General features: G+C 61.5%; 18 protein-coding genes and 1 pseudogene. 9 read left to right on the top strand and 10 right to left on the bottom strand.

The window, feature by feature from the left end; genetic code table 11:
• Window positions 1–189: 189 nt before the first annotated feature.
• Window positions 190–1,845: a TldD/PmbA family protein gene (locus tag AXW84_RS13845; protein WP_068234279.1), complete on the bottom strand. Its 1,656-nt coding sequence runs from the start codon at window positions 1,843–1,845 to the stop codon at window positions 190–192.
• 245 nt (window positions 1,846–2,090) lie between these two features.
• Here AXW84_RS13845 and AXW84_RS13840 point away from each other — a divergent pair, with 245 nt between their 5' ends.
• Together AXW84_RS13840 and AXW84_RS13835 are read left to right on the top strand one after the other, a co-directional pair.
• The gene (locus tag AXW84_RS13840; protein WP_068234276.1) at window positions 2,091–2,456 is read left to right on the top strand and encodes a sugar-binding domain-containing protein; all 366 of its coding nucleotides are present in this window, start codon (window positions 2,091–2,093) and stop codon (window positions 2,454–2,456) included.
• A gap of 90 nt (window positions 2,457–2,546) precedes the next feature.
• A complete protein-coding gene (locus tag AXW84_RS13835; RefSeq protein WP_068234267.1) occupies window positions 2,547–3,314 on the top strand; it encodes a glycoside hydrolase family 2 protein in 768 nt (255 codons plus the stop codon).
• A gap of 362 nt (window positions 3,315–3,676) precedes the next feature.
• Here the strand turns inward: AXW84_RS13835 and AXW84_RS13830 are convergent, their stop codons facing one another.
• The 3 genes and pseudogenes from AXW84_RS13830 to AXW84_RS23380 form a co-directional block, all read right to left on the bottom strand.
• Entirely contained in the window at window positions 3,677–4,309 is a 633-nt protein-coding gene (locus tag AXW84_RS13830) for a hypothetical protein (protein WP_068234264.1), read from the bottom strand.
• A gap of 76 nt (window positions 4,310–4,385) precedes the next feature.
• Window positions 4,386–5,369: a P63C domain-containing protein gene (locus tag AXW84_RS13825; RefSeq protein ID WP_068234261.1), complete on the bottom strand. Its 984-nt coding sequence runs from the start codon at window positions 5,367–5,369 to the stop codon at window positions 4,386–4,388.
• Window positions 5,370–5,470: 101 nt separating this feature from the next.
• A pseudogene (locus AXW84_RS23380) lies at window positions 5,471–5,839 on the bottom strand (IS1595 family transposase); the annotation flags it as partial.
• Here AXW84_RS23380 and AXW84_RS13820 point away from each other — a divergent pair.
• Window positions 5,840–6,307, top strand: a complete 468-nt coding sequence (locus AXW84_RS13820; protein WP_068227630.1) for a helix-turn-helix domain-containing protein — start codon at window positions 5,840–5,842, stop codon at window positions 6,305–6,307.
• Window positions 6,298–6,963: an IS630 family transposase gene (locus AXW84_RS13815; protein WP_082773621.1), complete on the top strand. Its 666-nt coding sequence runs from the start codon at window positions 6,298–6,300 to the stop codon at window positions 6,961–6,963. The genes AXW84_RS13820 and AXW84_RS13815 overlap by 10 nt, the downstream gene beginning before the upstream one ends.
• Here the strand turns inward: AXW84_RS13815 and AXW84_RS13810 are convergent.
• The 3 genes from AXW84_RS13810 to egtB form a co-directional block, all read right to left on the bottom strand.
• Window positions 6,960–7,469: an IS1595 family transposase gene (locus AXW84_RS13810; RefSeq protein ID WP_071891335.1), complete on the bottom strand. Its 510-nt coding sequence runs from the start codon at window positions 7,467–7,469 to the stop codon at window positions 6,960–6,962. The two genes, AXW84_RS13815 and AXW84_RS13810, sit on opposite strands and share 4 nt — an antisense overlap.
• A gap of 441 nt (window positions 7,470–7,910) precedes the next feature.
• Window positions 7,911–8,882: an L-histidine N(alpha)-methyltransferase gene (gene egtD, locus AXW84_RS13805; RefSeq protein WP_068234258.1), complete on the bottom strand. Its 972-nt coding sequence runs from the start codon at window positions 8,880–8,882 to the stop codon at window positions 7,911–7,913.
• Between the two features lie 140 nt (window positions 8,883–9,022).
• On the bottom strand, window positions 9,023–10,339 hold the full coding sequence (gene egtB, locus AXW84_RS13800; RefSeq protein ID WP_082773894.1) for an ergothioneine biosynthesis protein EgtB: 1,317 nt from the start codon (window positions 10,337–10,339) through the stop codon (window positions 9,023–9,025).
• A 263-nt stretch (window positions 10,340–10,602) separates the two neighbouring features.
• Here egtB and AXW84_RS13795 point away from each other — a divergent pair, with 263 nt between their 5' ends.
• The 3 genes from AXW84_RS13795 (at window position 10,603) to AXW84_RS13785 (ending at window position 14,093) form a co-directional block, all read left to right on the top strand.
• Window positions 10,603–10,860 (top strand): KGG domain-containing protein, encoded by a 258-nt coding sequence (locus tag AXW84_RS13795; protein ID WP_068234256.1) that lies wholly within the window; start codon window positions 10,603–10,605, stop codon window positions 10,858–10,860.
• 368 nt (window positions 10,861–11,228) lie between these two features.
• Window positions 11,229–12,299: an o-succinylbenzoate synthase gene (locus tag AXW84_RS13790; protein ID WP_068234253.1), complete on the top strand. Its 1,071-nt coding sequence runs from the start codon at window positions 11,229–11,231 to the stop codon at window positions 12,297–12,299.
• A gap of 492 nt (window positions 12,300–12,791) precedes the next feature.
• Window positions 12,792–14,093: an aspartyl protease family protein gene (locus AXW84_RS13785; protein ID WP_068234250.1), complete on the top strand. Its 1,302-nt coding sequence runs from the start codon at window positions 12,792–12,794 to the stop codon at window positions 14,091–14,093.
• Window positions 14,094–14,325: 232 nt separating this feature from the next.
• Here the strand turns inward: AXW84_RS13785 and AXW84_RS25000 are convergent, their stop codons facing one another.
• The 3 genes from AXW84_RS25000 to AXW84_RS24995 all read right to left on the bottom strand — a co-directional run bounded on the left by AXW84_RS25000 (window position 14,326) and on the right by AXW84_RS24995 (window position 16,625).
• A complete protein-coding gene (locus tag AXW84_RS25000; protein WP_157887021.1) occupies window positions 14,326–14,688 on the bottom strand; it encodes a hypothetical protein in 363 nt (120 codons plus the stop codon).
• A 47-nt stretch (window positions 14,689–14,735) separates the two neighbouring features.
• The gene (locus tag AXW84_RS25385; RefSeq protein WP_162268268.1) at window positions 14,736–16,031 is read right to left on the bottom strand and encodes a hypothetical protein; all 1,296 of its coding nucleotides are present in this window, start codon (window positions 16,029–16,031) and stop codon (window positions 14,736–14,738) included.
• Between the two features lie 93 nt (window positions 16,032–16,124).
• Window positions 16,125–16,625, bottom strand: coding sequence for a hypothetical protein (locus tag AXW84_RS24995; protein WP_157887020.1), 501 nt, complete (start codon window positions 16,623–16,625; stop codon window positions 16,125–16,127).
• A 204-nt stretch (window positions 16,626–16,829) separates the two neighbouring features.
• Here AXW84_RS24995 and AXW84_RS13775 point away from each other — a divergent pair, with 204 nt between their 5' ends.
• Together AXW84_RS13775 and AXW84_RS13770 are read left to right on the top strand one after the other, a co-directional pair.
• The gene (locus tag AXW84_RS13775; protein WP_068234244.1) at window positions 16,830–17,999 is read left to right on the top strand and encodes a hypothetical protein; all 1,170 of its coding nucleotides are present in this window, start codon (window positions 16,830–16,832) and stop codon (window positions 17,997–17,999) included.
• 114 nt (window positions 18,000–18,113) lie between these two features.
• A complete protein-coding gene (locus AXW84_RS13770; protein ID WP_068234242.1) occupies window positions 18,114–18,593 on the top strand; it encodes a phasin family protein in 480 nt (159 codons plus the stop codon).
• Window positions 18,594–18,704 lie beyond the last annotated feature (111 nt).

Below are 18,704 nucleotides of genomic sequence, written 5' to 3'. Positions count from 1 at the left end.
AAGTTATAGGGCCCCAGGCCGTCATGCTGAATAAGGCCGTCATGCTGAGCGCAGCGCAGCGGAGTCGAAGCATCTCTGCTGCTCAACTAATTATGATTACTGCCGCGGTAGAGATGCTTCGACTCCGCTGCGCTGCGCTCAGCATGACCATCTGGGGCCCTATCATTTCCATATCTCCCACATTAAAAATCACCCCAGCTTGCGGGCCGTATTGATGACGTTCACGCCGTTGAAGCGGGCGGTGGCCGAGCCGTGGCTCACGGCCGAGCTTTGCGAGGGCTGGCCCTTGCCGTCGTTGAAGGTGCCGAAGAGGCGGTATTCGGAGGCGTCGCATACGGCGGCCAGCGAGCCCCAGAATTCCTGGGTGTTGGCCTGGTAAGCCACGTCTTCGAGCATGCCCGTGATTTTGCCCTTCTCGATGGCGTAGAACACCTGCCCGCCGAACTGGAAGTTGTAGCGCTGTTGATCAATGGAATACGAGCCGCGCCCGGCAATGTAAATGCCTTTCTCGACCCCCTTGATCATGTCGTCGACGCTCATTTTGGCGGTGCCCGGCTGTAGGCTCACGTTGGGCATGCGCTGGAACTGCACGCTGCTCCACGAATCGGCGTAGCAGCAGCCATCGGAGGCTTTCTGGCCCACGATGTGGGCCTGGTCGCGGATCTTCTCGTAGTTCACCAGCACGCCGTTTTTGATGAGGTTCCAGCGCTTGGTTTGCACGCCCTCGTCGTCGTAGCCCACGGCGCCCAGCGAGCCGGGTTGCAGCTTGTCGGCCACGATGTTCACCTGCTTCGAGCCGTACTGGAAGTTGCCCGTTTTCCACTTATCAATGGTGGCGAATGAGGTGCCCGCGAAGTTGGCTTCATAGCCCAGCACGCGGTCGAGTTCCAGCGGGTGGCCAATGCTCTCGTGGATGGTAAGGCCCAAGTGGTTGGGGTCGAGCACGAGGTCGTACTTGCCCGGCACCACGCTTTTAGCCGTCAGCTTTTCCTTCACCTGCTTGGCCGCTAGCGCGGCGTCGGCGAGGATGTCGTAGCTGTTTTTGTAGCCGATGAGGCCCGTGCCGGCGGCCCCGGCAATCTGGTCGGCGGCCTTGGGCGTGAGGTACTCGTAGCCCAGGCCCATCGGGGCGCTCAGCGCGTCGCGCGAGCGGAACTTGCCCGTGGCCTTGTCGATGGCCGTGACGGAGAACGTGGGCCAGATGCGGTGCACGTCCTGGTCGATGTACGAGCCGTCGGTGCTGGCAAAGTACTTCTGCTCATTGATTTGGAACAGGGCCGAGTTCACGAACGACGCGCCATTGTCCAGGGCCGCGGCGTTGGCGGCCAGCAGCAAGTCCACCTTTTGCTTGATGGGCACCTCGAAGGCGTTTTGCTGGATGGGCGTTTTCCAGCTCACCTCGCCGTAACCTTTTTGGGGCGCGAGCTGCACCTTTTCCTTCTGCACCTTGCTGTTGGCTTTGGCCATTTGCACGGCCAGCTGGGCCGCTTTGGCCAGGCCGGCGTCGCTCACGTCGTTGGTGGCGGCAAAGCCCCAGGTGCCGTTGGCCAGCACGCGCACGCCGGCCCCAAAGCTCTCGCCGCTGGCCAGGTTTTGCACCTGTTTTTCGCGCGTAAAAATGCTCTGGTTGAGGTAGCGGCCGATGCGCACGTCGGCATAAGTAGCGCCGGCAGCTTTCGCGGCGTTTAAGCCGGCATCGGCCAGGCGCTTCTTCTGGGCCACGTCCAGGCCCGGTTCCAGCAGGCGGGCGGGGTCGACGGGCGTGCCGCCGAGGGAAGGGAAATTGGGCAGGAATAGGGCCCCGGTGGCCAGGCCGGTGAGGCCTACGAAGTCGCGTCTTTTCACAAAATGAAGCAGAGATTAGTGAGGCCGCCGCCGCAAAGTAGGACGGAAATACGATTTTCCTTACCGCATTTTTTTAGCCGGGTCGTTTTAAAGGTGAGGGGTGGGGCCCCCGGGTTGCACGGTGCCGGGGCCCCGGGGCCCAAAAAATACCTTGGCCGGGGGGCCGGGCCGTTGCTCCGGCTGGCTGGCGGTGGCCCGGTGCCCGAGCTGGGGCCCGGTTCCAACAATTAGCTGAGCTTCGCAGCATGATGTGCCAAATACAAAAGCTTAAGTGGCTGGTTCTCGCCCTCGTTTGCCTGGCCCGTGTCCCGGCATTTGCCCAAGCCACGGAGGTGCAGTACCTGACTGGGCAGGGCAAGGACGACCCGGTGAAGTGGGATTTCCAGTGCACCCGGGGCCACCACAGTGGCAAGTGGACGAAAATCGGGGTGCCCTCGAACTGGGAATTGCAGGGCTTTGGCAACTACAGCTACGGCTTTGGGAAGGAGGATGTGGAGGAGGCGGGCCTGTACCGGCGCACGTTTGCGGTGCCGGCCGCCTGGCGGCAGCGGCGCGTGTTCATCGTGTTCGATGGCTCGATGACCGAAACCGAGGTGAAAGTGAACGGGTAACTGGCAGGGCCCCCGCACCAAGGCTCGTTCTACCGGTTTCGCTACGACATCACGCCGCTGCTGAAGCCGGGCGGAAAAAACCTGCTGGAAGTGACGGTGCACAAAGTATCGGCCAACGCCTCGGTGAACGAGGCCGAGCGCACGGCCAATTTCTGGGTGTTCGGCGGCATTTTTCGGCCGGTGTTTTTGGAGGCCTACCCCGCCGAGCACCTGGCGCGCCTGGCCCTCGACGCCAAAGCCGACGGCTCGCTGCGCATCGATGCGTATTTAGCAGGCATTCAAAATGCTACCACGGTGCAGGCCCAGGTGAAAACCCGCGCCGGCCAGCCGGTGGGGCCCCCGTTCACGGCCCCCGTGGCGCCGGGCAGCGCCCAAGTGCAGCTGCGCGGGCAGTTCGCCAGCCCAGCGCTGTGGTCGCCCGAATTCCCGAACCTGTACCGGGTGGAGGTGACGCTGAAGAATGGCGCCACCGCGCTGCATTCGGCCACGGAAACCTTCGGCTTCCGCACGGTGGAGCTGCGCCGACGCGACGGCTTCTACGTGAACGGGCAGAAGATTATGTTCAAGGGCGTGAACCGGGGCGGGTTCTGGCCCACGTCGGGGCGCACCACCAGCCGCCGCATCAGCGAGCTGGACGTGAACCTGATTAAAGACATGAACATGAACATGAACGCTGTGCGCATGTCGCACCACCCGCCCGACGCGCTTTTTTTGCAGGTGTGCGACTCGCTGAGGCTGTTCGTGATTGACGAGCTGAACATGAGCAACGGCACAGTGCCCTGCATAATTTTGGCACTGGCGCGGGCCCGCACGGTGGCCGGGGCCGGCAGTCCGGCGTTGTTGAGCGAGGCGTGGTAGAACTCCCAATACTGCTGCAACCACCCTTTCCAGTCGGCGGCGGTGTCGCCCTGGCCCCCGAACCGGTGCGGGTTGGTCAGCGTCATCACCCGGTTCATGAGCACGCCGCTCGTCACGCGGCTAGTGTTGAGCGGACTCACGGCGTCGCGGGCTTCTTGCATGGGGTCCGACAAAGGCGGTGGGTACGTCTGGGCGCGGGCCGTCCCGGCCGCCAGGGCCAAGAGCAGCAAAAACACGTAAAGTTTTTTCATCAGGGCAGCGAAGAAAAAAGTGAAGGACAATTAGGAGAATGGCAAAAGGGGTGGCCGTTCTGCTAAAATTTAGCAGAATTTTACAGATGAGTTGGCCAGAAATAGGTACGTTTAGAAAGGAATTCGCACGGTCAGAGTATCTAATGCTTTCAGATCAACATCTTGGTGAGCACTAGTTTCTAATCCCTTATCGTTAGTGATGAACCAGTTAATACTTTTGGTCAACCCAGCAATGCACGGTCGAATCAGGGCGGTGTCGCGGGGATGACTTATGCGTTCCCCATTTCCTTCGTACCCGGAAATGTATATACTGATTCGGTTTTTGGGCGGTTCGTCGACGAGTTGGATGCGCACCCAGGCGGGGGCTTGCACGGGCACGCGCAAATCGTTGTTTTCCTGGCCGTTGCTCACGCCCACGTCGTAGCCCCAGTTGGTCAGGTAGCCCGGGTCGCGGAAGGCGCGCAGGCGGTAGCTGCCGCCTTCTTCCGCGTCGAAGCCGAAGGCGAAGCGGCCCTGCGCATCGGCCAAGTGCGGGGCCCCCAGCGCCGCGAAGCCCCCGCCGCTGCCCCCCACGCCGCCGCCGCGAAACGCCCAGACCTGCACCTGGGCGTTGGGCAGGGGCTTGTTGGTGCCCATCTCCACCACCTGCCCGGCCGCCGTCGTGGGGCCCTGGCTTTTGTCCGGGCCGAGCGCGCAGCCGCCCAGCAGCGCGGCCAGCCACCACCAGCCGCGGACGCTGCCCAAAAAAATGGTAATGTCCCAGCTATAGGTAGTAAGGTTTACTAAAAAACGGCCTTAAATAATTAAGGCCGTTTTTTAGCTATTCTTCGGTTACTTCTGGCGATTCGCTATCATCATAATCATCATAGCTTTCCAAATTAAGGGTTAATTGGTCATTGAGCTTTGGGAGCGAGCGATTAACCAGCCGCATAAAAGTATTCCAGTTGGGTGCGGCCCGCATCAAGGCGATAAGTACTTCAATGTGCCGCTGCAAGGCAGGTAGTCCAATATCATCCGTCATATACTGGAAATTCTTAACCTTGCGCCGCCCGTTGATTTTTGGATTACGCAACTGTAACTGTTCAAACAGACCGGGGGCAATTCGCTGATAAACGATGTCATTGGTGTACTTGCCAACGATACCAGGGCGCTTCATGGTTTTAAGGTCCAGGGGCCAGGACTTTAGCCGAAACATCTGAATGTAAAACTCATCATCGAATTGCTTGGCCCACTTCGCATAGTCCTTCAACAAATACTTATCAAGGATACGCTGTAGAGCCTCGCGACTTCTCACTGATTGAAAACCAGTGATTTCATCAACTAAAGCAGTGATGCCCACTTTTGCAAGTGCGTCATCAAGTTTCTCGGCATTAGCCCCTATTTCCTCGAATTGAGGTGGCAGCTTGCCGCGCAAATGCGTTTTGGCTATTGCCCTTACAATCTGCTGTAGTACTACTGCTGGATAGCCTAGGTAGAGTGTGCCATTAACAGTGAACGGAATAGGACTTTTCAGCACCACCCCTATCTCACTGTTATCTAATGAGATAATTCCATTGTTCTCAAGAAAATGGGCCAATCTAGCACCACCCCCGAAAGCCTTATACTTTTCGGTATTGCCACTGCCTCGCGTCACACCTAGTGCCCTTAGTAGGCCACGTTGCACAATCACACGCTCGTCATTGTCAAGGACAAAACACTGAATCGGCATCCCCTCTATTACAAGAGGTTTATCTAAGGAGCCATAGGCCGCTTTAGACACGTTTTTTGATTTATCGTCGCCTTGCGGCACAAGTTTTTCACTCATACAAAAGAGAGGGGAAAGGTGAACTAAAGAACTGCTGATGCGGGCGTGTAGGGGTTTAGCCCCCTGTAAAGAACCCGAAGAAATAAATCTGCTACTTTCTCTTTGCGAGCATTATAGCGGAAGCAAAACTCTGTCACATATTTATTCAAATGCTTTGGGGTTACATAGTGATACTGCCCTACAATACCGCGCTTTAGTAGGCTCCAAAAGCCTTCTAGCGTGTTTATATGTGCGTCGCCATTTACATATTCCCCAATGGAGTGCGCGACAACCGCGTGGATATAATCCTCCGTTAGCCCATTATAGGCTCGGTGTTCATCCGTCATGATTTTTGCGCCTTTCGCTATATTCTTCTTGATAATAGCGTGTAGCGTGTCTTTTGTGCGGTCAGGTGCTACTTGGGCCTTTACTTTGCCGTCACGCTCTAGTAGGATAAATCTAGTATCTTGTCGGGTAAAATGACCTGACAAATGGCGAAGTATTATGTCTTAGCGCTGAGGGCCGAAGAACAGGCCTCGCTAACGGAACTCGTGCAGCAGCGGCGCGTGGCCAGCGCCCGGCTTGTGCGGGCTCAGTGCCTGTTGGCCGTAGCTACAAACGGCTTGAACTGGAGCGACACCCAGACTAGCCAAGCCTACGGCGTGAGTACGCGCACCCTGGAGCGCCTGCGCCAACGCGCCTGCGAGGCGGGCGTGGAGGCCGCCCTGCTGGGGCAGCCCCGCCAGCAGTGGCCGGCCAGTAAGTACACCGGGGAGGTGGAGGCGCACCTGGCCGCGGCGGCCTGCTCCACCCCGCCCGAAGGGTACGCCCACTGGACATTGCGCTTGTTGGCCGCTCACCTGGTCACGCTGCAGGTGCTGCCCGAGGCCAGCCCGGCGATGGTGGGGCGGGTACTAAAAAAAATGCGTTACAGCCCTGGAAGCGACAGATGTGGGTGATTCCACCCGCTCAGAACGCGGCCTTCGTCTGCGCCATGGAACGGGTGCTTGACGTCTACCAACGCCCGTACGACCCAGCCCAGCCAGTCGTGTGCCTGGATGAGTCGCCCAAGCAATTACTACGCGAAAGCCGCGTGCCACTCCCGCTGCCCGATGGCAGCACCCGCTACGACTGCGAGTACCACCGCCAGGGCGTGGCCCAGGTGTATATGCTGCACGAGCCGCTGGCCGGTCGCCGCCGGGTGCAGGTCGAAGACCGCCATGACCGACTCACGTTTGCCCGGGCGGTAGCCCGCCTGCTGGAGGAGGACTACGCCCAAGCGACGCGCGTGACGCTGGTGCTCGACAATTTGTCGGCGCACCAGCCCGCCGCTTTTTACGAGATTTTTGACCCGGTACGGGCGCACGCCCTGTTGCAGCGCGTGGAATTTGTGTTCACCCCCAAGCATGGCTCGTGGCTCAACATGGCTGAAATCGAGTTTGCCGCCCTGCTCACCCACGGCCTGCCGCAGCGCGTGCCCGACCGGCCGACGCTGGAAGCGCACTGCTACGCTTGGCAACTAGCGCGCAACCAACTGGGGGCACCCACCAACTGGCAGTTTACAACCGAGAAGGCCCGCATCAAACTCAAACGGTTGTACCCGACAACCGGCTAGATTTGACCTACTAGTGTTCCTACTACGATAGTCTTATCGCCACCATTACCGCCTTGCCCACCATCCACTTTCTTGTCTTCATGGCGATTCTTATTCTTACCGCCGACAAACGTTTCGTCTATTTCTACTACGCCTTGCATTAAGTCGGGGGCATCTACAAAAGCTTGCCGAATACGCATCATGAGCGACCAAGCGGTGTCTTTGTTCACCTCTATATCGCGGGCAAGCTGACGGGCCGAAAATCCCTTCTTAGCATTCAGGGTTAAAGCAATAGCCAAAAACCATTTTTGCAGGTCTAGGCGCGTCTTATGGAAGATGGTGCCAACAGTGACCGAAAATGACGTATTGCAGTTATTGCAATGGTACCGGTGTTCTTTCGGGGCTGGCGTTTGATTCGTGCTCTGGCAATAAGGACACTTAGGCTTACCATTCCAGCGGATGCGCTCCAATTCGGCCAAGCAATCGGCTTGCGTCGGGAACTGCTTGTAAACCTGAATGATGTTCATGGCCTTCTTGCGTGAGTGAATACCCAAAGGTAAAACACATCACGCAAGAAACATAGAGAAAATCACTACCTATAGCTGGGACATTACCAAAAAAATTGAACCTTGTTCCATAGCCTTTGAGATTTAGCAGAACTGACGGGATCTGAATGCTAAATCTACCATCGAAGCTCATCCTTGTCAAACCAATAAATGATGGTCAAGGACTTTTGCCAAGCGCAACAGTAACGAATTAACCGCTGATTTACAGCACAGTCAGATAAAATGGTCAGAACATTGGCAGCTTTAGTCTCCGCCTGCGGCTCGGGCCTCGGGCCGTGCCAGCGCCTGGCTGGGCGCGGGTGTGGGGCCCCGGCCGGCGCGGCGGGGAGCCTGTTGCCCCCGGTGCGCCGCGCCGCCCCGTTCCGGCGCAGCAATCGCGCCTTGGTTCCCGGTTCCGGGGCCCTACGCCCGGGCCAGCACCACGTCTGCAAAGTCGCCGTCGTCGAAGGTGGCCACCACGCGCAGGCCGGCGGCGGCGGCCATGGCGGCAATTTGCGGGTGGGTGAACTTGTAGGAGTTTTCGGTGTGGATGACCTCCCAAGCCGCAAAGTGCACGCTTTGGTCCAGGGCCCCCAGGCGCACGGTCTGGGCGCGGGTGCTCACCAGGTACGAGCGCACGGCGCCGGTCAGCGGGTCGTAGTCGGTGTAGTGCTGCCAGGCGGCGAGGTCGAAGTCGGCGGCCAGCTCGCGGTTGAGGCGCGTGAGCAGGTTTAGGTTGAAGGCCGCCGTCACGCCCTGGGCATCGTCGTAGGCCGCCCGGATGCGGCGCGGGTCCTTCTGCAAATCGAAGCCGACAAGCAGGCGGTCGGCCGCCGCCAGCGGGGCCGCCAATTGCGCCAGAAACGCCGCCCGCTCGGTGGGCGCAAAGTTGCCGATGTTCGAGCCGAGGAACAGCACCGCCTTGCGCCCGGGCCGGGCCGCCAGCTGGGCCAGGGCCGTCGCGTAGTCGGTGGCCACGGGCGTGGTGCGTAGCCCAGGTAGCTCGGCGGCCAGGCTGGCCGCCAGCCCCGCCAGTGCGCTGGGCGAAATATCCACCGGCACGTAGCTGAAGTCGTCGGACGTGGATAGGAGTTCGCGCAGCAGCAGTTTGGTTTTCAGGCCGTCGCCGGCGCCCAGCTCCACCAGTGCCAGGGGCCCCGGCGCATCGGCGGGGTCGAGGGCGGCGGCGATGGCCGCGCCGTGGGCGGCAAAAATCCCGTACTCGGCCCGGGTGGGGTAGTACTCGGGCAGGCCCATGATTTGCTGGAACAGCTCGCTGCCCGCATCGTCGTATAAGTACATCGACGAGAGGGTTTTGGGGGCTCGGCGCAGGCCTTCGGCCACGTGGGCGGCCAGGCTGGAAACAACCGGTGACGGGGCGGCGGAAGGGGTCATGCGGGTACTTAACGAAAAAACGGGTGCCGGGGGCCAGCACGGAAACAAGTTGCGCCGGTGGGGGGACGGACTAAACATACGCCCGGGGCCCCGGCTGTCCCCGCCGCCGGTTGAAAACCGCGCCAGCCGGGGCCCCAAAGCTACCGCGCCAGCCGGATGCCGGTGAACTGCCAGCGCTTGTCGGCGTGGAAGAAATTGCGGTAGCTGAGGCGGCCGTGGCTGCGCGGCGTGGCGCACGAGGCCCCGCGCAGCACCAGCTGGTTCACCATAAACTTGCCGTTGTACTCGCCCAGGGGCCCCGCCGAGCGGCGGTAGCCGGGGTAGGCGTGGTAGGCCGAATACGTCCACTGCCAGCACTCGCCCAGCAGCTGGTGGCAGGCGGTGGGGTCGGCGCCGGCGGGCACGGGGGCGGGGTCGAGGCGGGGGCTTTCGAGCCAGGTGCCGCCGTCAGCGGGCGTGGCCCCGAAGCGGCGGGCAGCCACTTCCCACTCCTGCTCGGTGGGCAGGCGGGCCCCCGCCCACTGGGCATAGGCGTCGGCCTCGTAGAAGCTGACGTGCGTGACGGGTGCGGCCAGCTCCAGTGGCCGCAGGCCGTGGTGCGTGAAACGCAGCCATTGGCCATCGGGGCCCGGCACCCAGTACAGCGGGGCTTGCCAGCCCGCCGCCTGCGCTAAGTCCCAGCCCTCGCCCAGCCAGTGGCGGAACTCGCGGTAGCCGCCGGCCTCCACAAATTCCAGGTACTCGGCGTTGGTTACGAGGCGGTTTTGCAGCTCAAAATCGGGCACCAACGCCTCGTGCACCGGCAGCTCGTTATCAAAGCAAAAGCCTTCGCCCTGAAACCCGACCGGGAAAATGCCGCCCGGCACCGGCAGCCAGGCGGCCGGCGGCGCCAGGGCCCCCGGGTCGGCCGGGGCGGGGCCGGGCGTGTACGCGGGGTTGAGCGGGCTGGTGCTGAGGATGAACTTGATGTCGGTGGCCAGCAGCTCTTGGTGCTGCTGCTCGTGCTGGAGGCCAATCTCGACCAGCTCCAGCGCGGCGGCGGGCAGGGCGTCCTCGTCGGCCAGCAGGGCCAGCAGGTGGGCGTCCACGTGGGCGCGGTAAGCCAGCACTTCGGCCAGGGCCGGGCGCGTAAGGGTGCCGCGCTCGGCCCGGTTCACGCGCGAGCCCAGCGAGTTGTAGTACGAGTTGAACAAGTAGGCAAACTCGGGGTGAAACACCTGGTAGCCTGGGGCGTAGGGCCCCAGCAGCATGGTTTCCCAAAACCAAGTGGTGTGGGCCAGGTGCCACTTGGGCGGGCTCACGTCGAGGGTGGGCTGCACCACGGTGTCTTCGGGCAGCAGCGGTCGGCACAAGGCCTCCGACTGGTCGCGCACGGCGCGGAAGCGGGCAGCCAGGGCCCCGGCCGGGGCGGTGGCAGGGGCGGGCGCGGCCCAAGTGGCAGTCAGCGGCAAGCTCATACGAACGGGAGAGCAAAAAGGAAGCTTAGGCCCTTCAACCGCCGAGCTGCGTGCTTGGTTGCGTAGCCCGCGCCAGTGGCTCCCGCGCACTTGCCGCAAGAGTACAGAATAAATACGTAGAGCTCATCAGTACAAGGTGGTATTTTAAGCTCATTCCGAGGCGATTCGTAACCAAGTTGTGGCTCAGTACGGTACATTAATATCTGAGACAATATGTTTATTGCCTCGGTTAAGTCTTATCTCTTCCTTTAATTGTACCGGCCATGAAAGCAGCCACCACACCCGAAGCCACTACCCCGCGCCCGGCCAACCGTACCGGCGCCAAAAGCCGCCGCGGCTTTGCCGCCATGAGCCCCGAAACGCAGCGCCGCATCGCCAGCGAAGGCGGCAAGGCCTCGCACGCCAGCGGCCGCGGCCACCGCTTTACCGCCGAAGAGGCCCGCGACGCCGGCCGCAAAGGCGGCCTTGTGAGCCGCCGCCCTGCCAAAAATGCCCCAGCCGGGTACAAGGTGGCCGCTTAGAGCGGGCCCCAAGTTCGTGTACAGAACTGAAAACGTTAAATCAAAAATCTACCAGTCAGATTTTTGATTACGAAGCCGTTTAAGAAGTTATCAGACCGTCATGCTCATCTGGCGTCCGCGCCGCCGAAGCATCTCTACTGCTCCGCTAATCATGACTAGTGCCGCGATAAAGATGCTTCGGCGGCGCGGACGCCAGATGAGCATGACGGTCAATCTTGAATTTTTAAATTTCCTAAACAGCTTCTGCTTATAAAAAAATACATCAACTTGGCAGTTGCCTAAGGCGCGCAATTTTTCATAACTGCGGGGGCTGCGGCCGCTAGCGCGCTTCGGCGCGCGGGCGGCCGCGGCCCCCGCATCTTTGCGCCATGCTCCAGCTTTCGGCTTCCCAGCGCGACCTGCGCTTCAATTTCCCGGCCCGCACCTCGCGCGGGGCCCTGGCCGTGCACACGGCCTGGTACTTACACCTGCACGACGCAGCTAAGCCCGCCCAGCCGGCTGGTGTAGGCGAGGCCGCGCCCCTGGCCGGCCTCAGCCCTGACCATGGCCCGGGCTTCGCCGCTGAGGTGGCGGCGTTGTGCGCGCGCTTCAACGCGGCGGCGTACACCGATTTTGTAGCTGCTGATGCCCCGGCGCTGGTGGGCCCCGGGCGGCCGTCCCTGGCATTTGCCCTCGAAACGGCAGCGCTGGACTGGGCCGGTGGGGGCCGGCGGCAGCTGTACGCCAACGCCTTTGCCGCGGGCCAGGCCGGGCTGCCCATCAACGGATTGGTGTGGATGGGCGACGCGGCCTTCATGCGCCAGCAGATTGAGGAGAAGCTGGCCGCTGGCTACCGCTGCCTCAAGCTAAAAATAGGGGGCCTGGACTTTGCCACTGAGTTGGCAATTCTGGCCGAAATCCGAGCCGTGGCCGGGCCTGCCCAGCTGGTGTTGCGCGTAGACGCCAACGGCGCCTTTGCCCCTGCCGAGGCCTTGGGCAAGCTGGCGCAACTGGCCCGGTTCGCTCTGCATTCCATCGAGCAGCCCGTAGCCGCCGGGCAGTGGGGGGCCCTGGCCGAGGTGTGCCGCCACTCGCCGGTGCCCGTGGCCCTCGACGAAGAGCTAATTGGCCTGGAAGCCCCCGCCCAGCAGGAGGCTCTGCTCGACGCCGTGCGCCCGGCCTACCTCGTGCTGAAGCCCACGCTGCTGGGCGGGCACGCCGCCACCCGCCGCTGGGTGGCCCACGCCGAAGCCCGCGGCCTGGGCTGGTGGATGACCTCGGCCCTGGAATCGAACATCGGGCTGAACGCCGTAGCCCAGCTCACGGGGGAATTTGCCGTGGGTGACTTCGCGCAGGGCCTGGGCACCGGCCAGCTCTACCACAACAACGTGGGGGCCCCGCTGCACATCGCCGCCGGCCACCTCCACTATGACCCCACGGGGCCCTGGGAAATGCCGTAGCGGCCAGTAGCAGCGCTCTTTTAGCCGTCGCTCGACCCCGAACAGGCCCGTGCCGCCAAACGGTGCGTGAGCCTCGCGTGTGCCGTCTTGGGGCCCCTGGAACAAAGCCAGGCGCAACTGAACAGTCCAGGCGCGCGTTGCTTACGAAGATATTTAAGTTAATAAAAAACGGTTGTGCTGAACGCAGTGAAGCATCGCTCTCGCTTCATTGAACAACTCCTGCGAAGCGAAAAGCCTGCTTCACTGCGTTCAGCACGACCGCTAAAAATGGTTTTTTGCCAACTCAAATAGTTGCTGAGTTTTGCGCCGACCTAAATATTTTCCGGACGGCGTTTGGGAAAGAAAACACCTCGCCTGCACCACTTCCACAAAGTAGATAGGCTGATTGCAGGGCCTTCTGTGCAATCGATTGTTGCAACAGCTGCTAACTGTTGGTTTTGGGCTCGGAGTCGGCCCAAAAATGCTTTTATAACCCGTATCTTACGGGTGCTGATGAAAACGCTGCTCTGCTTACTCACGCTACGCCGGGCCGGGGCCCGGCTGCTAGTTTTGGCCCTGCTGCTCGCCGGGGCCCAGACTGGCTATGGGCAAGAAGCTGGCCCTTTCCAGTTGGCGCGATCCAGGCAGCGCCACTTGCGTTTGCCGCTGCAAGTGCAGCGCAACTTGCCCGTGGTGCAGGTGTGGCTAAACAATGCCGGGCCCTACAACTTCCTGCTCGACACGGGCGTGGCCTCGTCGCTGTTACTGTCGCGGGCCATTGCCGATTCGCTGCACATGCCCCACGGGCAGGATTTCCGGGTGATGGGTGCGGGGGGCAGGCCCACCGGCCTGCTGGCCTACCAGTCGCCCCGGGTGCGCGTGGGCCTGGGCCGCCACGGCCAAGAAGCCGTCGCTCCAGCCATGGCGCTGCTGGTGCTCGACGGTGATTCGCTCAACCTCTCGGGCTACGTCGGGCTGCCGATACACGGCATCCTGGGGTCGGAGCTGTTCCAGAGCTTCGTGGCGGCGTTTGAGGGGCAAGAGACCGGGCGGGCGCGGCTGGTGCTGACGCCGCCGGCCACGTACCGGCCGCCCCGGGGTTCCCACTGGACCGACTTGCCGCTGGCCATTGAGGGGCGCAAGGCATACTTCACCGTGGTGGTGCGCCAAGTTGGCGACTCGGCCGCCCAGCCCCTGAAGCTGCTGCTCGACACTGGGGCCAGCCACGCGCTGTCGCTCGAAACCACCTCCGACCCGCGCCTGCACCTGCCCGCGCCCGGCCTGCCCGCCGACCTGGGGCACGGCCTGGGGGGGCTGGTGCGCGGGGTGCTGGGCCGCGTCGCCACCGTGGAACTGGGCCGCTACCGCCTGCCTACCGTGCTTACCTCGTTCCCCAACGCGGCCGACGTGCACGCGCGCACCGACGTGTACCGCAACGGCAGCGTGGGCTACGAGCTGCTGCGGCGCTTCCACATCGTCATCGACTACCCCCACCAGCAGCTGTGGCTACGCCGGAGCTTAGCCTTCGGCGAGCCCTTCGAGCACGACATGGCGGGCTTCGACGTGCTGGCCACGGGGCCCGCCCTGCGGCGCTACCAGGTGCTGGGCGTGGTGCCGGGCACGCCCGCCGCCGCCGCCGGCCTGCAAAACGGCGACGAGCTGCTGGCGGTGGGCATTTTGCCGGTCGAGCTGCTCTCACTCACCCAGCTCACCCACCTGCTGCACAGCGCCAGCGGCACGGTGCTGCACCTTATTTTGCGCCACCCCGGCGGCGAGCTGCTCACGGCCAGTGTGCGCTTGGAGCGCCGCATTTAGGGAGCGGGTTTTGAGGAGTGGAAAGCGATTTTCGTGCTTCACTTTCGGCTTCTCAAAACCCACTTCCCGCTTTCCGTTCCTCGAAACCCGCTCCCCAAAACGCGGTACCTTCTTGGCCCCGCCTGCCCGCTGCCTTTTTTAGTCGAGTAATAATTAAATGCTACCGCAGGAAAGCTAACTCGGCCAGCGAGTGCCAGCGAATCAGGACTAATTTTGGCAACCCAAATAGCATCTAGGATAAATAATGCATCAACAGAAAGGGCATAAAGCATACTGCTAATAGTGCCCCTGCTCCCGTTAGCGCTAAACGTAGGCGCTTGGACTCGAACTCAGTATAGGTAGCTAATTGCTGCTGATAAACAGGGTGACGAGCATATGTTCGCACCGCAAGCTGTGCCAACACAAAACAGCACAACGCTGCTGGTACAAAATGCGGCTGCTTATCTAGTATGAGAGAGGCTAATGTATATACATCTAGTAATAAAAATAGAAGAAACAAAGACAGCAAAGTGCGGCTGGTGCCAGTGCGATCTGGCTTTTCGACAGCAGTGAGTTGATAAAAGCACCGACTCAAATAATTAAGAGCGTAAATCATAGGTCGAAAAAATTGGGCCGGTATCCATTAGATACCATCCCATAAGGTTATAGCGAAGAAAACCAATCATATACTTGCTGAGTGTAACCCAGGCTGCTGGCTAAGCCCCAAGCTAAAGCTATTACTGCCAGAGCTACTGCTAGCCACCCCGCTGCCGGAATAGAGGCTAGCGTCAATAAGGCCATACCGATATTTTCCATTGTGGAGAAGTTGACGCTGCCATTCGTATGGTAACTATTATAGGCTGCTACAAAAGAGGCCACTGCCCCTGCGTACCCCAAGCGTCTACCCATTGTGGATAAGACAACTCTTAACTCCGGTGCCAGCGTAGCCGCATCAAATTTGAGGGCATTTACTACACCCTGACCCCAAATATTGATTTCGTTACCCAAAAACATGCCTAGGCTATTTTGGTCACCAGGCTCACCGTACAAAAACTGTAGGCCCTGATTAGTAAAAGAAAGGCTACTAGCGCTGCTTATTACTTCTACTTCATTGATTATCGCCCATCCTTTATCTGACCCGTATATCCAAGTGGAAGTGTTACCTGTGCTATCTGTGTGGCTATAGGTCTGCCCATTGGCTGGGTTAGGCGGGTACTCACCCATAGGTAAATCGTTGCCGCCACTATCCCCGCCACTATCCCCGCCGCCGTCCCCGCCGCCGTCCCCGCCGCCGTCCCCGCCGCCGTCCCCGCCGCCGTCCCCGCCGCCGTCCCCGCCGCCGTCCCCGCCGCCGTCCCCGCCGCCGTCCCCGCCGCCGTCCCCGCCGCCGTCCCCGCCGCCGTCCCCGCCGCCGTCCCCGCCGCCGTCCCCGCCGCCGTCCCCGCCGCCGTCCCCGGGTTCTTCTAGTTCGGTGCCGTCGCCGTCGCCGTTTAGAATCATGCCGGCAAGCGGTGGTTGCTTGGGCTTAGGACGGGAATCCTGTGGTGCCGTGTCCCCAGTTTTCGTTGTAATGGGTTCAAAACCTGTGAGTTTGAACAGAAAGTAACCGGTGGGGGAGGCGACGAGGTGCAGTTCTGCGGGTTCCGCCGCTTCGGACTGGGACGGGCGTTCAACCGGCGTGCGGGCGGGTTGGACCGCTACGGGCAACGAAGTGGTTCTCTGCCGGTGTCGCGCCGGTAGTGCCTCGTCGTCGGGTTGCTTGAGGTCAAGCCTTTCAGGCAAGGTCGCTGATTCCCCCACCGCTGCCAGAATGGTTGGAGCCGGTAGTTGTTGCAGCGAGTCCGTTGCGGCAAGGGCAAGGCCCTCGCTGAATTCGGCCTGCAGGTCGTCGAACCACACACTGGCGCGGCTGGCGTTGCCCAGCGTGACCTGTACAAACCTGTCGCTTGGCGCGACCATGCTCAGGTGCAACGGCTGCCACCCGTCGCGGGCGGCCACGGTGACGAGTTGCCGGGCGCTGCCCACGCACGCACCGGCCGCGTCGTACAAGTTTTATTGCACGTAAGCCAGCGGCTGGCCGGGCTGGGCCGGCCGTAGCCAGCGCGGGGCCGCTAGTGCCAAACCTACCCCTGCTATTGGTAGAAGTCGGCGGTTATTGGCCACTGGCCGGTCACCAGGAGTGGTGTGGACGGCAGGTACGGCGCTTAATACCAATCCGGCAGCCAACGCTTCGGCGGCGGGCACCAGCCATTTGTGTGGCGCAGTGCTGGCGTAGTGGGCGTATACCGTCAGGTCCAGCACTTGGCCCTGCCGCACGGGCACGAGGCGGGAGGCGAGCGTAGCGGGCACTGGCTGTGCGGCGAGGCGCACGGCGGCTTGGCCAGTACGCGCCGTGCGTATGTCGAGGTGGCGTTGCGCGTCTAATTGTGGGAACAGCGTTTCCTCTACAGAGGCATTGGTCGGCTCTGCACTGAGCACGAACAATGGAGATGTTTGGGCGCGCGCTGCGCTGCCGAGCAGCAAAGCTGCCGCGGTAAGTAAGGGTGCTTTCACGGGGTAAACAGGAAAGGATGAAAAGGAACCCCAAGAAAATCAGGCGCTTATGAGTGTATAGTGAAAAATATTTAGTTAATAATTACTTAATATGAATAGCCGTTTGCCAAAACTCGCTCCCCGTTTCTCACTCGCCAAACCCCGCTCCTTAAAACCCGATTCCCCAAAACTCGGTACCTTCCCGGCCCCGCCCGCCCGCCGCCCATGCTCCGCCCAATTGTTGCTTCTGCGCCGCTCCCGCCCGACTTAGCGGCCAACCAGCATATCTACAACGACTACTTTAAGGAAGAGTTTACCCAAACGCTGGACGAGAACATTCTGCAGCTCCTCGACCGGGTGTGGTTCCGCTCCAAGCTAGTGGGCTTCGAGGACTACCCGCAGCGCAACAACCCCGACCGGCCGCTGATTTTTGCCTCGAACCACTCGGGCATGGCCTTTCCTTGGGACGCCATCGTGGCCCTCTCGCACCTGTGGCGCCACTTGCAGCAGCGCCACGGCCACCTGCACGACCTGCCCCGGCCGCTCTCGGCCCCGCTGCTCTCGGCCACCACGCTGATGAACCCCTACCTGGTGCGCGATTTTTGGAAGAAGTGCGGCAGCGTGGACGCCACCACGCGCAACTTCGAAACCATGATGTACTACCAGGACCACAACCTGATGGTGTACCCCGAGGGCGTGCCCGGCATCGGCAAGGGCTTCAACCACAAGTACGAGCTGCAGCGCCTGGCCACCAGCATGATCCGCCTGGCCCTGGAGCACGGCACCGACATCGTGCCCTTCTACACCGTCAACGCCGAGTACCTCAACCCCTACGCCTATACCGTGGGCTGGATCGACCGGCTGGTGAAGAAAATCGGCATCCCGTTCCTGCCCCTCACCGTGCTGCTGCTGCTGGTGCTGGTGCAGCCCTGGGCGTTTTACCTGGCCCTGCCGGCCAAGCTCACCTTCGTGATGGGCACCCGCATCCGGCCCACCGACCTCACCGCCAAGGCCCCTGCCGAGCTGACGCGCCCCGAGTACGAGGCCCTGGGCGAGCAGGTGCGCGGCCGCATGCAGGCCGAGCTCGACGCCGCCGTGGCCGCCCACGGCCAGCACCCCTACCAATGGCGCGAGCTGTGGCAGCGCATGAAAGAAAACCGCCGCTTCTTCCCGTTCTTTTTGCCCTTTGCCTGGCCCGCGGCGTTTGCTGAGTTCGAGCGCCGCTTTGTGACGAACGGCGAGCGGAACTTCAAGATGCGCCTCGACGCGCCCGGCGCGTTCTGGCGAATGCTGTGGCGCAACCCCCTCGTGCTGGCCTACTTCATTCCACTGCTGGGCTGGATTCCGCTGGCCATCAGGGGCTACCGGAACAACAAGCTCGGGCGCAAGCCTTAGGGCCCCGGCCCGCCATTTGCTGAAATATTCGTAAACTGCTCCGGGGCCCCACCAGCTGCGGGCGCACCCGGGCCACCAATTCTTCTCTTTTTCCACTTCAACCCTTTTTTCGTCATGGAAGACCTGTTCAAAAAGTTCATTAATGCCGGGGTGGGCTACCTGGCCCAAGGCAACAAGAAAGTGCAAAGCACCATCGACTCCCTGGTGAAAGACAGCAAACTCAGCGAGCAGGAAGGCAAGAAAATTGTGGACGACCTGCTGAAAAGCAGCGAAACCAAGCGCACCGAGCTAGAAAAACAATTCAAGGGCCTCGCCGAGCGTATGAAGGACTCGGTGGGCCTCAAAGCCAAAGGCAAGGCACCGGCCGCCCCCGCCAAAAAAGCCCCCGCCAAGAAAACCGGAGCCTCCAAAGCCGCTAGCAGCGTGGCCAGCAAAGTGGCCGGCGCCACCAAAAAAGCCGCCGACCAAGTAAGCGCCACTGCTGGCACGGCTCAAAAATCGGCCGCCGCCAAGGCCGGGGCCCCCAAAGCCCCCGCCAAGCCCCGCGCCGCAGCCAAAAAGCCCGCCGCGTCCGCCGGTTCGTCTGAGGCGTAAGCCCCACGTTTAGGTTAGCAAAATAGAAAATCCGTTTGCCGGTGGGCAAACGGATTTTTTGGCTTGTGGGGCCCCAGCGTTGGGCCGCCGGCCGCCTGGCAATTGTTGAAC

Source organism: Hymenobacter sp. PAMC 26628, from assembly GCF_001562275.1.
In the GTDB taxonomy this organism is placed as follows: domain Bacteria; phylum Bacteroidota; class Bacteroidia; order Cytophagales; family Hymenobacteraceae; genus Hymenobacter.
This window is presented reverse-complemented; position numbering and strand designations above follow the sequence as displayed.